Source organism: Streptomyces sp. SN-593, from assembly GCF_016756395.1.
Classification (GTDB): domain Bacteria; phylum Actinomycetota; class Actinomycetes; order Streptomycetales; family Streptomycetaceae; genus Actinacidiphila; species Actinacidiphila reveromycinica.
The window spans coordinates 2,069,077-2,084,869 of the sequence record NZ_AP018365.1; the positions used below are offsets into that span (position 1 = coordinate 2,069,077).

General features: G+C 71.3%; 9 protein-coding genes. 8 read left to right on the top strand and 1 reads right to left on the bottom strand.

All coding sequences use genetic code 11. The features are described from left to right. Positions 1 to 6 precede the first annotated feature (6 nt). The 8 genes from eccB (at position 7) to RVR_RS08670 (ending at position 13,844) form a co-directional block, all read left to right on the top strand. Positions 7 to 1,608 (top strand): type VII secretion protein EccB, encoded by a 1,602-nt coding sequence (gene eccB / locus RVR_RS08635; protein ID WP_202233286.1) that lies wholly within the window; start codon positions 7 to 9, stop codon positions 1,606 to 1,608. Next, complete coding sequence (locus RVR_RS08640; RefSeq protein ID WP_202233287.1) at positions 1,605 to 4,859, top strand: hypothetical protein; 3,255 nt, start codon at positions 1,605 to 1,607, stop codon at positions 4,857 to 4,859. The genes eccB and RVR_RS08640 overlap by 4 nt, the downstream gene beginning before the upstream one ends. Further along, positions 4,856 to 8,167 carry a right-handed parallel beta-helix repeat-containing protein gene (locus RVR_RS08645; protein WP_202233288.1) on the top strand — a complete coding sequence of 1,104 codons (3,312 nt, stop codon included), beginning with the start codon at positions 4,856 to 4,858 and terminating at the stop codon, positions 8,165 to 8,167. Before RVR_RS08640 ends, RVR_RS08645 begins: the two co-directional genes overlap by 4 nt. Before the next feature lie 228 nt (positions 8,168 to 8,395). Beyond that, on the top strand, positions 8,396 to 8,725 hold the full coding sequence (locus RVR_RS08650; RefSeq protein WP_272933065.1) for a WXG100 family type VII secretion target: 330 nt from the start codon (positions 8,396 to 8,398) through the stop codon (positions 8,723 to 8,725). A 48-nt stretch (positions 8,726 to 8,773) separates the two neighbouring features. Beyond that, a complete protein-coding gene (locus RVR_RS08655) occupies positions 8,774 to 9,064 on the top strand; it encodes a WXG100 family type VII secretion target (RefSeq protein ID WP_202233290.1) in 291 nt (96 codons plus the stop codon). A 7-nt stretch (positions 9,065 to 9,071) separates the two neighbouring features. Beyond that, positions 9,072 to 9,659: a hypothetical protein gene (locus RVR_RS08660; RefSeq protein ID WP_202233291.1), complete on the top strand. Its 588-nt coding sequence runs from the start codon at positions 9,072 to 9,074 to the stop codon at positions 9,657 to 9,659. Between the two features lie 152 nt (positions 9,660 to 9,811). Next, the gene (locus RVR_RS08665; protein ID WP_202233292.1) at positions 9,812 to 13,126 is read left to right on the top strand and encodes a hypothetical protein; all 3,315 of its coding nucleotides are present in this window, start codon (positions 9,812 to 9,814) and stop codon (positions 13,124 to 13,126) included. Positions 13,127 to 13,409: 283 nt separating this feature from the next. Then, positions 13,410 to 13,844 (top strand): YbaB/EbfC family nucleoid-associated protein, encoded by a 435-nt coding sequence (locus RVR_RS08670; RefSeq protein WP_237404643.1) that lies wholly within the window; start codon positions 13,410 to 13,412, stop codon positions 13,842 to 13,844. A 105-nt stretch (positions 13,845 to 13,949) separates the two neighbouring features. Here RVR_RS08670 and RVR_RS08675 read toward each other — a convergent pair whose 3' ends face one another. Continuing rightward, positions 13,950 to 15,764: a hypothetical protein gene (locus RVR_RS08675; protein ID WP_202233293.1), complete on the bottom strand. Its 1,815-nt coding sequence runs from the start codon at positions 15,762 to 15,764 to the stop codon at positions 13,950 to 13,952. Positions 15,765 to 15,793: the final 29 nt, after the last annotated feature.

The window sequence follows — 15,793 nt, forward strand, 5'->3', positions numbered from 1 at the left end:
CAAGAAGTGCAGACCAGACGCGACCATCTCCAGGGCTACCAGTTCGCCGTCGGCCGGCTGGCAACCGCCCTGGTCACCGGCGACACCGGCCGCGGAACCGGGCCCACCCGGCGGGGCACCCTCGGCACCTACTTCGGGATACTGCTGGTCGTCCTGCTGTGCGCCGGCTTCGGCGTCTTCGGGCTCATCAAACCAGTGCAGAAGGACACCTGGCGCCAGCCGGGGACGATCATCCTGGAGAAGGAGACGGGCAACCGCTACCTGCTGGTGAACAGCACCCTGCGCCCGGTGCTCAACTACGCTTCAGCGCTGCTGCTCACCGGCTCGTCCGGCACGGTCCGCACCGTGCCGCGGGAGGCGTTGGCGTCGATCCCGCGCGGCCCGGCGATCGGAATCCCGGGAGCCCCCGACTCGCTGCCCTCCGGTGCCGAGGTACTGTCCGCTGGCTGGTCGCTGTGCCTGCGGCCGGGCGTTCGCGGCGAGATCCTGGACCTGGCACCGTCGCGCGTCTCGGCGCTGCCCTCCAGTGCACAGGCGGTGCTGGCCGCCCCCGACGGAACCCGCTACGTGCTGTGGCGGGGCATGAAGTACCCGGTACCTGGCACGGCGGTGCTCATCGCGCTCGGCCTGGACGGCGAGCAGCTGGCCGCCCCCCAGAACTGGCTGGCACGGGTGCCGACCGGAACGGAGCTGAGCGCACCCACGGTGCCGCACTCCGGATCACCGGCCGGCGAAGTGGCGGGAAAGGCGGTCCGGGTCGGTCAGCTCTTCCGTACCCCAGCCGAAGCCGGCGGCCACACCTACGTCATGCTCAAGGACGGTGTCGCCCCCGTATCGGCGACTCAGGCCGCGCTCATGGCTGCTCGGCCCGGAACGGCCGCCGTCAGGACCGTCGATGCCTCCGCGGTCGCGGCCTCTCCGGTGTCACGCACCGGTCTGGGCGGCACCCCGCCGCCGGACCTGCTGAACGCCCCGCAAGCCCGCACTCAGGGCACCGCCCTCTGCTTGCGACAAGTCCCCCAGGGCACGCAGCTCACCAGCACGATCGTACGGGAAGCCAACGCCGCCGCCACCGGCGACCGGGCGGTGGTGGTACCGCCCGGACACGGGGTGCTCGTCCTCGATCAGGACGAGATGCGGGCCGGTGACAACAGCCCGCAGCAGTATCTGGTGGACGACCAGGGCGTGTACTACCCCCTCGGTGACTCCCAGGCCGCGTCATCGCTGCGACTGAGCGGGACCGCGACGCCCATGCCTTCGGACGTTCTGGCGCTGATGACCCGCGGGCCCGTACTGGACGCCGCGGCAGCGGCTGCCGGCAGTGACGCGTCCGGCGGCTCCGGCACGGGAACGCCTTCCCAGGGGACCTCCGGCGAGAGTTCGGCGCCCTCTGGCGACGGCACCTCCGCCCAGGCCTCACTTCGCCATGGGGCGGAGGGCATCCGGCTTGCCGGAGGGGCGGACACGACCCGGATGCGCGGCGACGCGGTTCCCGGACCGGTCCCGGCAGTCCACACCGGCGCCATGGCGGCCGGCGACGGCGTCGTCGGTGGGGGCGCCTTGCCCGCGAAGCCCGCGAGCATCGAGACGCAAAGGCGCGCACGATGAGGTTTCGCCTGAACACCGCTGTCTCCGGAGCCCGCTCCGGCCCACGGGTGCGCTCTGTCGGGCACGCCCTGCTCGTGTACTGCAAGGGCGAACCGGACCCGCAGGTGATGACCTTCACCAGGGGTCTCGCACACGATCCGCAGCACCAAGTGGTGGTGGTGGACCTCCCTCCCGGTGCCGATCGCCGCGAGTGGGAGGCGGTGCCGAAGGCGCTGCCCGACCGACCGGGCGGAGTACGGCTGGTCTTCAGCCGCGGAATGCCGCGTCAGGCGCGCGTCCTCGGCCAGGCGGTCGCCGACCGGCTGGGCAGCGTGGCGCTGGTGCCCGACGGCGTGGTGCGCAGCATCCCCCAGGGCGGGCTGTTCGTCCCGCACGGCAACGGCGTCGGATGGCTGAGGTACCGCCCCCAGCGCGCGGCCGCCTATGACTCGCGCAGGTTCCCCAAGCCCACCTGGGAGTACGCCGTCGCCGACCGGCCGTGGAGCGCCGCGCCCCACGCCGTGGTCGAGCCCACCTCCAGCGGGATCTGGTTGCGCAGCCATTCGCCGGACACCGACGGCGGCGGACACTGGCTGGTCGACAGGATCGCCAGCAGCACAGAGGTGCTGACCGTGGTCGTCGGCAGTCCCGGTGGCCCGCCGGTGGAATTGGCCGATGCTCTGCGGGTGTGGCACAGCGTGCTGCCCTCCGCCCGGCGCCGGCTGCGTTTCGTGCAGCTCGGGCCGGTGACCCTGCCGAACGGCGTCGACTCTCTCGGGCAGGGCCTGGCCGACGGCATCGGCGAGCAGGCCGTCTTCTACACCGGGTTGCCCGCACCGTCGCACGCGGGCGCCAACTCGCCGCGCATCGAGGTCCCCAGTCGCGACGGCAGCGCCGCCTGGCGGCCGTTCGCCGGCGAAATCGTGTACTCCCCCGCAACGGGAGCCGCCGCCCCGCCACCCGAGTTGCTCGGTATCCGCTCACCGGTCACTCATCTTCCCGATCCCGCGGGCCGGGTCTTCCCGTACGGGCACGGCACCGTTCTGGAGATCGTGCAGAGCGGGCTGTGGCTGCGGCCCCCAGCCGAACCCACCGAGGGGGACCGTGTTCGCCGGATAACCGCCGCGCCAGGCCGCGCGGTGATCCTCTACGACCGCGGCGCTGCCGAGGGCTCCGAGACGCTTCGCGGCCTCGCCGAGGACATGCTGCGCCAACTCGACCCGGCCCTTCGGGACGCCTTCCGGGTCGCCCCCGCGGACGCGCCCGGCGCGGCTCTCGGTTGGGGGGAGCACGCATGGTGGGCCTCGCAGCCGAGCACCCGAGGGGAGGGCTCGTACTCCCTTGGCGTCGCGCGCGACCTGCTCGACGACCCGGACACCAGAGACTGCCCGGGCATCCGCAGCCCGATCGCCACAGGGGGGCCGGCAGGGCGACAACACGACAGCACGGCGGACGGCGGTGTTTCGACGCACATGCAGACGTCCGCAGACGTCGCAGGCTCGACGATCACCAGGACAGGGGGCGCGTTCGCCGCGGCCCCGACTCCACAGCCGTACGATCCCCCGCCGGCCTCCGCAGCTGGCACTCCGGCCGACTCGGCGGAGGTCCGCCCAGCCGCAGCCGGGGCTGGCAACGGCGCTCCCGTGCCACGCCGGCAGGAAATCCCCGGAGGGGCGCCGGACAGGGACAGCAGCGTGGAACCCCCGGTCCGGCAGCCGCCGTCCGCGCCCCCTGGGCAAGGCGGGCCGCCCACCCCCGTACCGGCCGGTCGTCCACCGACCCCATCGCCGGGTACTGGCGGGGTCCGGCCGGGTGAGGCCGGTCACACCGGCGACGGTCAGCCGGGCGTGAGCCGGGCCGGACAGCCTGGACCGTTCGGCTCCGCCGGCATCTCGCTCCTGTCCGCACCGGCGCCCTCGGCGCCGGACGGCAGCCGCGCGGCACCCCCGCCGGAGAGGGCGCAAACGGTCCCGCACGGCAGGAGCGAACCGGCTGAGTCCTCATCTCGGGAGGGCCGGTTCGCACCACCGCCGCCGTCCGACCCCGCCGGTCCCCCGCGGCAGATCCAGCCCACCGCGCCGTCTGCCCCGCCAGCCCCCGCTTCGCCGCACCGTACGACGGAGGGCGCGCCGCCCGTCGCCGCGCCCGCCCCGCCACCGGCCACTACTGCCGCGGGAACGGATTCGGTTTCCGCACCCCAGTCGCGCGCCCCGTCCGCGCCTGCCCCACTGCCCATCGGCATCCGACTGGTTTCGTCGGACGACCGGTCCGGGGTGCCCTCTGCTGCCACACCGGACGCCGGCGGCGGAACTGCGCCGCCGTCGGCACCGTCCGCTGCGGCACCTTCCGGCGGGAGCGGCGCGTCGGGGAGCATGGCACCGGGGTCGGCTGCCGCGCGGCAGCCGACGCCGGGTGTGCGGGTCGAACCGGTCCCGGCGCCGGGCGCCACCGCGGTTCCGACCGCCGCGGGGGCCGAGAAGGAACGCGCCTGGCTGCGCAAGACCTTCAACGCGCAGTTCAGCGCGCTGTCCGGCTCCGTCTCGCGGGTGCTGTCGGAGTCTCCCGGGCTGCGGTCGGTCTCCCGCGAGGCGACCGCCGACTCGATGACCGACTTCGTGGCTGTACGGCTCTACCTCGGCGGCGATCGGCGGCAAGTCGACGCCGCGGTGCGCGGCGCCACCGTGGGCCCGCACGTGCCGCTGGCCCGCTGTGTGACGTCTGGTCTGCGGCGACTGCCCTCGTACCGGGGGCCGGCACTTCTGCACGCCCGGGCGCGGGCAGAAGAACTGGCGTGGTTCAAGGAGGGGAGGGTCCTCACGGAATGGTCGTTCTGCACCGCTTCGACCGAGCCCTACCAGGTACCGGAGGGGTACGCGATCTTCCTGATTTGGTCGATGACGGCGCGCCGCACCCGCCTACTGGACCCCGCGCACGCCCACCGCGTGGTGTTCGAACCGGGAACCCGCTTCAAGGTGCTGCCTCCCGAGCCGGACGAGCCCACCCTCGTACTGCTGCGGGAGGCGTCCGCGGCGGAGGGGGCCGAGCCGGGCTCGGCGCCGGGCGGGAGGTCCGCGCCGCTCGACGGCCTGGCTCGGTCGGGGCTCCTCAAGACCCTCCGACAGCTGCGTGACGCTCGAACCGCGGCCTCCTCGGAGACCGAGGAGACCGCCGGTCCTCCTGCCGAAGCCCCTCCGGGCCTGCTGCCGCCGCACGCGGTGCACGGCCGTCACTCCACGTCACCGGCATCACCGAGCAAGGGAGCACACGAGTGATACGGCAGGTGCTGTACGTCACGCCGGACAGGCAGGGCACATACCGGTCGATCGGGGCCGCGCTCGCCGACGCCAGGGAGGGGGCGCTGATCACGGTGGCGGCAGGCCTGTACGCCGAAACCCTCCACATCACTGCTCCCGTGACAGTGACAGCGCAGGACAGCGCGAACCCGCCCGAGATCCATGCCGAGTCGGGCAGCACCGTCGTACTGGATGCCGAGGCAGTCCAGCTTGCCCATCTGGTGCTGAGTGGTGCGGATCGGGAAGCACCAGTGCTCGATGTCCGCAAGGGGCAGGCCGCGTTGGACAGCTGCCGGCTGACGGGCGAGGCGTGGGCGGCAGTGCTGTCCTGGCATGAGGGTGTGGTGGCGCTACGGGACTGCGAGGTGACCAACGGGCGCGGTGCCGGCATCGTGGTGACCTCCAACCGCTCCAACGTCGTGGAACGCACCCAGGTGGTGGGCGTCGGCTCCTCAGCCGTGGTGGTGGCCGAGAACGGGCGCCTCACGGTGAGCGGCTGCACCCTGAGCCGTGCCCAGGGCAACGGTGTCTGCGCCAACGGTCACAGCTCGGTGGCTGTGGACGACACCCAGATATACGGGTGCGGCAAGCCCTCGCTCGCCGTCGAACAGCACGCGTCGGCCACCCTTCACAATGTACGGGTATCCGGCAGCACCAGCCTGGACGCGTATCTGACCGGCGACGGCGAGACTGTGTTGTCGAACTGCCGGTTCATCGGGGCCGGCCAGCAGGCCGTGCACGTGGGCAAGGGAACGGAGGCGGTCCTGCGGGACTGCGCCGTGGAGGACGCGGGCGAGGTCGCCGTGCAGATCGCCTCCGGCGGACGGGTCCGGCTTCAGGAGTGCACCCTGTCGAAGGTGCCCGTCGGTGTGGCGGTGGACGCCGACGCCGACGCCGAGTGCACCGGCCTGGTGGTACGCGAGGCCGGTGTCGCGGCGGTGCGGGTGACCGGTACCGGGCGACTGCACGCCGAGCGGCTGACGGTGGACGGTGGGCGCGGCGCGGGCGGGGTGGTCAGCGACGGCGGCCATCTGGAACTGCGGGACGCCGAAGTCACCGCGTTCACCGGCCTGGAGCTGGCCGGAGCGGCGCAGGCCGTTCTCACCGGGGTGCGACTGCGCTCGTCCCACGGCCCGGGGCTGGCCCTGGCGCACGAGGCGCGGGCGGAGTTGACGGGCTCCTCGGTGAGCGGTTTCGTGACGGTTCAGTCGGACTCCCATCTGGCCGCATGGGACAGCGGGTTCACCGACTCCGACAGCGATGGGGTGAGGCTGCTCTCGGGTAGCGGGTTCACCGCGACCGGCTGCCGCGTCTCCGGCGCGCGGGGCCACGGAGTGCACGTCACCGCGGGCTGCCGAGCCGAACTCGTGGGCTGCACGGTACGGGAGAACGCCGGGGACGGGGTGCACGCGCGCGGCGACGAGCCGACGGTCCTCACCGACTGCGATATCCGCGACAACGGCGGGGAGGCGGTGGGAGATCGGGACACTCCGGCACCCGCTGCCGCGCGCCCACCGGGCTCCTCCGGCGGCACGTCCTTGCCCGGCGGGCCGGCGGAAGGCGGGCCCCGGGACAGAGACGGGGGAGGGGACGGACGGGTCGGCCATGCTCATGTCGTGGGGCCGCTGGCGGAGCTGGACGCGCTGGTCGGCCTGGGGAGCGTGAAGCGCGAGGTCAACGGACTGATCAACCTCAACAAGATGGCGCAGCGCCGGCTGGAGATGGGGCTGCCGATGCCGCCGATGAGCAGGCACCTGGTCTTCGCCGGGCCACCTGGCACCGGCAAGACCACTGTGGCTAGGCTTTACGGCGCGGTGCTGGCGGAACTCGGCATCCTCAGCCAGGGGCACATCGTCGAGGTGGCCCGCGCGGACCTCGTCGCCCAGATCATCGGCGGAACCGCCATCAAGACCACCGAGGTCTTCAACAAGGCGGTCGGTGGTGTGCTGTTCATCGACGAGGCGTACACGCTCACCAACCAGTCGCGGGGCTCCGGACCGGACTTCGGCCAGGAGGCCGTCGAGACGCTGATGAAGCTCATGGAGGACCATCGCGACGAGATCGTGGTGATCGTGGCCGGCTACTCCGCGCAGATGGACCAGTTCCTCGCCTCCAACCCGGGCATGGCCTCCCGTTTCACCCGCACGGTGGAGTTCCCCAACTACAGCGCCGACGAGCTGGTGACCATCGTTCGGGGCCTGTGCGGCAAGCATTACTACGAGCTGTCGCCCGACGCACTCAAAGCGCTGGTGCGCTACTTCGAGGACGTGCCCAAGAGCGACACGTTCGGCAACGGCCGAGTGGCGCGGCAGATCTTCGAGGAGATGATCAGCCGTCAAGCCTCCCGGCTTGCGGCTGGCCCCCCCAGGCACGACGACGAGTTGAGCGTCCTCCAAGGAGACGACGTTCCCGTCGTCCCCGGCCCGCGCGCTGACGGCGCCAGCGGCACCGTGGGCGCGGGAGGGCACGATAGCGGATCGGCACTGCACCGGCTCGGTGACTTCACCGGTCAGCAGAACGCCCGGAACGCCGTGTTGACGCGATTGAGGCGGCTGGCGGCGGCCCGAGGCAAGGACCGCCCGCCGATGCCTAGGGCTGCCAGCGTGGCACTGGAGGGGCTTCCGGGCTCCGGCCGTGCCGCACTCGCCGCGCTGTACGCACGGGGCCTGGCCGAGGCCGGAATAGTGCGGCACGGCGCCGTACTGCGGGTACCGCTGTCGCAGGTGCCCGCCCGCTGGCCCGAGCAGTCCGCAATCCGGTTGCTGTCGGCGGTGGCGGATGCCGCCGGGGGCGTACTGCTCGCGGAGTTCGACCCGGCGTTCGACCACCGCCCGCAGGAGGAGCGGGACACGGTGCTGGACTCCCTGACAGGCGCGCTCACCGCGCCGGGCGCTCCGGTGGTGGTGCTCAGTGGCGGGCCGCCGATGCTGCCTGTGCTGCGCCGCCGCAAAGCGCTGACCGCCACGCTCGCGGAATACGTGCGGCTGGTGCCGTACCCGCCGGCTGAGCTGGCGGAGCTGGCGGACCGAAGGCTGCGTACGCAGGGCTTCTCTCTGGCACCGGATGGGCGCAGGACGCTGGAGGCGGAGTTCGCCGTGCGGCCGCCGTCCGGCGCGGTCTTCGGCGCGCACCGGCTGGCGGATCTGCTGGCCGCGCGATGTGAGAACCGTGAGGTCGGCACCGATGAGCTGTACGCCACGGGCGTCGCTGCGGCGCCGGCGGCGACGGTGCCGTCGTCGGCAGGCCCCGCGCCCGGCTCGGCCGAACCCGTGCCGACCGGCCCGTGAGCCCTGCCGTGGCTGGGACCCGACACGTACCTCGCGGCGCTCACAGGCCGGGGCAGCTGCGTACGTTCGCGCGCACCAACGGCACGGACAGGCAGACTTCGCGGACGGTGGGGCACCGACGACTGTACGGACCTCCGCCGCTCCCGGTCGCGGCCCACCATGGACGCTGACTGCACGAGTAGCCACGTTCGCACCCCACGGACGCGAACAACGGACGAAAGGAGTGGCATGGCAACCCAAGTCGACATTCAGGGAATGACCGCAGCCCAGGGGACGTTCCAGACGGCCTTGGACGAGACCACCGGCTCGTACTCGCAGATGGACGGCCAGATCATGGGCCTCCAGGCGAGCTGGCAGGGTGACGCCGCGAACATCTACAGCCAGGCCATGCAGGAGTGGCTCTCCGACTTCTCCAGGGTCAACAACGCCCTCCAGCGCATGCTGGAGACCCTCTCGGCCAACACCCACGTGTACGCCAACGTGCACAGCGACACCAACAGCACCGCTCTCCAGGTAGCCAGCAGCATGCAGAGCGGTGTGACCCTCCCCGGCTTCTAAGCCGTCGGCCGGAACTCCCCCACCCGCACCCCGAGAAGGAGTCATTCCGTGGCCACCTACAACGTCGACATGTCCCAGGTCGACTTCATCGTCGGCGAGATGAACACCATCACCCAGCGCATCAACTCCACACTCACCGACCTCGACAACCAGGCCCGCATCAACCTCAGCGAGTGGACCTCCGACGCTCAGACCGTCTACGCCGAGGTGAAGGCGCAGTGGGACGCCGCCGCGTCGGACATGACCCAGAAGGCGGCTCTGGCCACCCGCATGCTCGGCACCATCAACGAATCCTACGGTGACGGAGAGCGCCAGGGCGTGCGCCTCTGGGGGAAGTGAGTAGGCGGTGACCGTAACCATCCCGGAGTTCTACACGTGGACCTCCAAGAACCCCGACGGCGACACGGTGGACTCCGGACCGGGGACATACAACTCGGCAGCGGGGAAGTTCGACCCTCCCGCTGTTCCACCCAAGAGCGACACGGCCGGTACCACGAAGGTCGACACCGACGCCCTGGACCTGTTCGCGGGCAACATGGACAAGCTCGTGAAGCCGGTGCAGGACGCCCTGGCCTACGTGCGGGACAACGTGGACGTCCGGGCCGGAGCCTTCTACCACGGCAACAAGATCCGGGCCGACGCCAACGGGCCCAACGGTGACGACGGACTCAAGAAGTCGGTGCTCCTGACCCTCGGAGACCTTGCCTCGGGTCTTTCCGACATCGCTGTGGGGGTCCGGGAGCTGTCCGCGAAGTACAAGTCGATCCACGATGGCAGTGTGCTCTCCGCGACGGACGTGCAGAACGCCATGGTGGCCTCGCAGAGTGACTTCGACAGCCTCATGAAGGATGGCGGCGGGAGCAGCGCGAGTGCCAGCGGCAGCGGCAGCGGCAGCGGCAGCGGCAGCGGCAGCGGCAGCGGCAGCGGCAGCTGATCGTCGCTCACGGCGGGCGTCGGCGATCCCACTGGGCCATCGGCGCCTGTCGGCGCATCTGGCCTGCCGACGTGGTGGGGGTGAGCGGCCACGGCGCTCCCCCCATCCCCCGCCGGACGATCGGGTGGCGGCCAAGATACGACGGGAGCGGCATGGCCGACAGCGACGACAACAAGTACGACGGCGACGGGTTCGTCACCGGTGACGGTGGGGCAGTCTACGGCGATCCCGGCAGCGATGCCGGTTCCGTCTCGGATTACGACACGTGGGACTGGAAGCAGATCAAGGCCGCGGTCAACGGCATGTCCGCAGGACAGGACGATGACGCCAACGAGGCGCATGCCACAGCAGTCTCCTCGTCCACTTCGCTCTACAACGCCGCGGACGCGTTCGCCTACGCGCAGAACATCTTCGCGGAAGTGGCCGACGCCCTCAAGCAGCAGGTCACGGCGTTGGCGGGCGATGACGGGCCCTGGCGCGGCGCAGCCGCCGACTCGTTCCTGGGGATGATGACGACCTTCTCCAACCAGGTCGCGGCCAACTCCGACGTGCTCTCAGGCGGTGTGACCGGTACCGACTCGGTACCGCAGCAACTCGCCAACAACGGCGCCAGTCTGGCGCGAGCTCAGGACCTGCTGAACCAGATCGACGCGTGGTACGCGCAGCAGGCGAAGAACGACGGCGCGCCTGTAGACAGTAATACCGGCCTCGTCATGGTCCACACGAAGCCGAAGATCGTCGACGCGATGAACGAGGACATGCGCAAGGTACTCAAGAGCCTTGCGAGCCAATACCAGGTGACGATCGACAACATCAAGTCGCCCACCCCGATCACCGGTCCGGACTCCACACCGCCGGACACGACGCCTCCCCCGGACACCGACGCTCCGCCGAACCCCCTCGACACACCTGACGGGCTCGCGACGCCAGCGCTTGACACCGTCCCGCCCGTCGACTCGGTGGACCCGAATCCCGATGGATTCCCGGGAGACCTCGACAGCTCGGACTACGCCGACACCGGCGCGGGCGACTCCGGCGCAACCGCAGCGCCGTTCCCCACGTCGCTCGATTCCCCGACCGGCTCCCTGGACGGAGACCCGTCAGCCTTCCCGGACACGGACACGGGAGGCGCGGGCGACGACCTGCCGGTGACACCTTTCGACTCGAAGGCGCTGGACGACGCCCTCAACCCCGACGCGGGGGCTGGCGACCCGGACGCATTCCCGGGCGGCACCGACGCGTCGGGGGACCCTGCGGGCGGCATCGGTGTGCCAGGCTCGGATGTGGGAGACCTGACGCCGTTCAGCAAGTCGACGGACCCCGGCACGGACGGATCGGGCATCCCCGGCCTCACCCCCGCCGGGTTCCCCGGCTCCACGGATACCGGAGCGGGCTCCGACGGTCTTCCGTCCGAGGCGCTGGCGAAGGAGTCCCCCTTCGACGAGGACGGTCTACCGGAGGACTTCCCTGGCGACGCCGGTGCCGGCGCCACCGGAGACTTGGCCGACGGCGTGCCGGGACTGGGGGGAGCCGACACCGGGGCAGGTGGCGGCGCCCCGGCGTCGTTCCCCGGCGATCTGGGCCTTGAATCCAAGGCTCCCGGCTCCAGCGGAGTGCCGACGGAATCCGACGGAATCCCCGAGTCGTTCCCCGGCACCGAAAACCTCGCCGCCGGGAACAGCACCACCCCAAGCAGCATGCCCTACATGCCCGGCATGGGCGGCATGGGCGCCGGCACCAACAACCCCACCAACACCGACCCCACCGACTCCAGCGGCCTCCTCGACCCCACCACCAACCCCTGGGAAGGCCCCACCGACACCGACGAACCCACCGCCGCAACCCTCCCCGGCGAAACCGGCCTCGACCTCCCCACCACCCCGGAAACCACCCCCACCACCTTCCCCGGCACCGAAAACCTCGCCGCCGAAAACAGCACCACCCCAAGCAGCATGCCCTACATGCCCGGCATGGGCGGCATGGGCGCCGGCACCAACAACCCCACCAACACCGACCCCACCGACTCCAGCGGCCTCCTCGACCCCACCACCAACCCCTGGGAAGGCCCCACCGACACCGACGAACCCACCGCCGCAACCCTCCCCGGCGAAACCGGCCTCGACCTCCCCACCACCCCGGAAACCACCCCCACCACCTTCCCCGGCACCGAAAACCTCGCCGCCGAAAACAGCACCACCCCAAGCAGCATGCCCTACATGCCCGGCATGGGCGGCATGGGCGCCGGCACCAACAACCCCACCAACACCGACCCCACCGACTCCAGCGGCCTCCTCGACCCCACCACCAACCCCTGGGAAGGCCCCACCGACACCGACGAACCCACCGCCGCAACCCTCCCCGGCGAAACCGGCCTCGACCTCCCCACCACCCCGGAAACCACCCCCACCACCTTCCCCGGCACCGAAAACCTCGCCGCCGAAAACAGCACCACCCCAAGCAGCATGCCCTACATGCCCGGCATGGGCGGCATGGGCGCCGGCACCAACAACCCCACCAACACCGACCCCACCGACTCCAGCGGCCTCCTCGACCCCACCACCAACCCCTGGGAAGACGATCGGGAAGTCGCACACGAGGTCGGGCAGGGCTCGGGACCCGTCACCGCGGGAGGCGCACATCTCACGATGCTCCACGCCCCGTCGACCGAGGGAAGCGGCAACGACTGGTCTCCCATGCCGGTCCTGCCCGGCACTGCGGGTGTCGCGGCCGGTGGGCGGCAGGACGTCGAGTCCACCAGCTCCGCGTACCTGCTCGGCGAGCACGGCGCCTGGGGCGACGCCCAGGACAGCGACCCACTGCCCGCGGAAGGCGAGGTTCCGACGGCCGGCACCGCCGAAGGACCGGCGGGCTCCGCCGAGGGCAGCCACGGCGGCCGTGTCCAGGAGGCAACGCTCGCGGCGGAGGCGGCGTTGCTGGCAGGCGGAGCACTCATCGCCCGCGGTGACGACCAGGGACACGCCCAGCAGCACGGCGGGGGCACGCCGGACGATGTCGGGCCGACAGGAGAATCCGCTGGCGACGATTACGCCGCTTGGGACGACGAGAGCTCGCTCATACCCCTGCTGCTGGCGAACGGCCTGCCCGACGAGGACGAGCGGGACGGTCCGCTCTCCCGCTATTCCCACGAGGGCGAGGAGACTTGGACAGGCGGCTCGGACATCCCAGAAGTCTCGGAGCCGCCCCGATTGGCCACCTGGCAGCCCACGCGCACGCCCGCCGCCTCTTCTCCGCCGACCGGGGGCCTCTCCCTCTCCAGCGACGTCGTGATGTGCAGCACCGCCTCGTTCGAGGAGGTCGAGGCGTCCGAGGAGGCCCAAGGGGAGCACCAGGACGGAGAGGCCGACGAAGCCGCGGAGGGGGGCACCAGCCGCGCCAGTGCCGACCTGCTCGTCCAGGACAGTGGGACCTGGGCGTCCCCGAACGACCCGGACGACATCCTGTCCTGAATCCGCAGAGCACGACACCCCCGTCACGCCCCGGCCGCCACATCACGCGGCCGGGGCGCCGCTCGTTCCGGCAGTCACAGATCGTGGCACCTCCCCATTTCCATCGTTGTAACGCCCAAGGTGTCCAAACGGGTAGAGCCCACATCCGCACGGGATGAAATCCCGGTCCCCGCTGGAGAACACGCGCGCCCGCGTGCTATCCACGATCATCGGAGCGGCTGTTCCACGACGAACAGCGGTCCCCGGCGCGGGGTGAACCAGCGGCAGGTGACGGAGGGTAGCGTTGTCCGGCTACGATCAGGAAATCGAACAACTCATGGCGGAGTACCGTACGCGGAGAAACGAGGCCGACACCTACCGGCGCCGCATCAACTCCTTGACGGGTACGGCGACGGCGCCGCGGCGTGTGGTCAAAGTGACGGTCAGCGCGCGAGGCGAGGTAGCGGAGATCGAGTTCCCCACCGGGGCCTTCCGCCGACTGTCTCCCAAGGAACTCGGCGACGTACTGAAGGCCACGATCGCGGAAGCTCGGGCGAAGGCGCTTGAGGAGGTGGACGAGATCGCTTTCGGCAACCTGCCCCTCGGGCTGAGACCCTCGGCAGCGCTGAACGGCACCGCCGACCTCAGCAGCTTGCTGCCCGAAGAACCCGAGCCGCAGGAACGCGTCCGCGACTACATGGAGCGCGGGGTACGGGAAGCCGGGAACGGAGAGTCCTGACACGGCTGGGGCGCACCCCATCGGGTGTGCCCCAGCCGCTGCAAAGGGTGTGTGCCGGACCGGCCGCACGACCGCCCCCGCACCGCCAGACGCGGCAGGACAGCGTCAGTGAACGGTTCCAGCCGCCCAGATCGCCGCTCCTGACGCCGACGTCACCACCACGTTGCCGTCGCTCTGAAGCACCAGGTGCGCGCCGGAATGGCCGACGGTTCCGGATGCCCACAGCGCGTGGTGGGCCGAGTTGTAGACGACGAGGTTGCCGTCAGACTGGAACACCGCTTGGTTCCCGCTGCCCGACGTGTGCGCGGACCACAGAATGGCGCCATTCACGTCGCTGACGACCAGGTCCCCGTCCAGTGTCAGTCCCAGCCGTACGTGGTCGGTGGAGACTGACGCGCCGGGCTCGATCACCGTGGTCGCGTTCACCACACGTGTCCCGTGAGCCGGCTTGGCGGGAGCGGCCGGCGTGCCAGGAACAAGCGGCTTGCTCGGTACGGCGGGAGCGGCCGGCATGCCAGGAACAAGCGGCTTGCTCGGTACGGCGGGAGCAGTCGGCTTCGAGGAGCTGAAGTGCGGCTGGGAGGCCGTGCTGTCCTGGCTGCCCGCCTTCGTCTGCTCGTCCTGCCCGCTCGCCTTGGCGTCCGGGTCGCTGGCGGCCCTGTCCGTGGTCTTGTCATCGGCCTTGGCACCTGCCGCCGTGTCCGTCGTGGCCGGCCGCGTGTCGTGCGGCTTCCCGTCCTGCGACGCGCCCGCCTCGTTGCCGGGACCGGTCCCGTCGGTGACCGCGGGCTTCTCCGCCGACAGCGTGACACCTCCGTCCAGTGGCTTCGCGGCAGGCTTGGCTGCCGGCTCCTTCGCGGATTCGGCCTTGGACGTGGAGAGCGCCGCGGCCTTCGGTTCGGCCTTGGTCTCCGACGTGGGTTCTGACTTCGCGGCGGACTCAGGCGCGGAAGCGGCTGTCGCCTTGGGCAGAAGTTTCAGGAAAGTCCTCGGCGCGGCCTTGGGTTTGGCAGCCTGCCTCTCGTCAGTGGGCACAGGCACCTGCGTGCTCTTCGCCGCTGGCGAGTCGGAACCGGAGGCTCCGTCGGTCGTGGTCCGAGCCTTCGACGAATTCGGCCCGTCGGTCTCGGGAAACGTCGAGAGGGTGGGCGCCCTGTAGTGGGGTGCCATCTCCCGGCTGAACGGTGTGGCACCGTCCGACACGCCCTTGTCAGGCGCGCTCAGTGAGCCGGTCGGACTGGTGTCCTCGAATTGCGGGTCCACACCGGCCTTTTGCAAGCCGGTACCAGTGGGCGCGGCTTCCCCGGCTCTCGGCGAGGCACCGGACTCCAGACCCTTGCCGCCGTTCGTCAGGGCCGACCTTGAGTCGCTCGAACCGTCCGGGGCGATGTCTGAAGTGCCACCGTCCGCGGGCGAACCGAGGGTTGCCACTGGGGTCGCACGGTCCAGGCCCTCGACATCGAGCGAGTCCCCGTCGTGGGACTGACGCAGCAGCGGCGCGGAGACGAGGACCGCGCCGGCCACCGCCGCGGCGGCGACCAGCGGCCACGGGCCGGTCCTGGACCGGCCCGCCTTGGCCAGCGCGCCCATTCGATCGGTGCCGGTCCGCCCGGAGTCGGGGCGGAAACGACGAGCGGCCGTGTCCGGGAGTTCACGACCGGGAGCGGCGGACGTGCCCTGCGGCGCTCCCGTGTGCTCCACGCCCGGCTCGCCGATCGCCTGGGCTGCGACGCGCGCGAGCGCGCCGGAGGCGACGGCCCGTTCCTGGGCAAGCGCGGTTGAGGCTGCGGCACCTTCGAGGTCGCCGTCGTGCAGGGGCAGGGGCAGGGCCCGGCGTATACGCCGGGCGCGGAGCGAACCACCTGGGTCCGCCCTGTCGGTACCGAGCGCGGGCCCGCCCGGCGGTTGCTTCGGGGTCATCCGTTCTCCTCATCGTCCTTCGTCGGGCC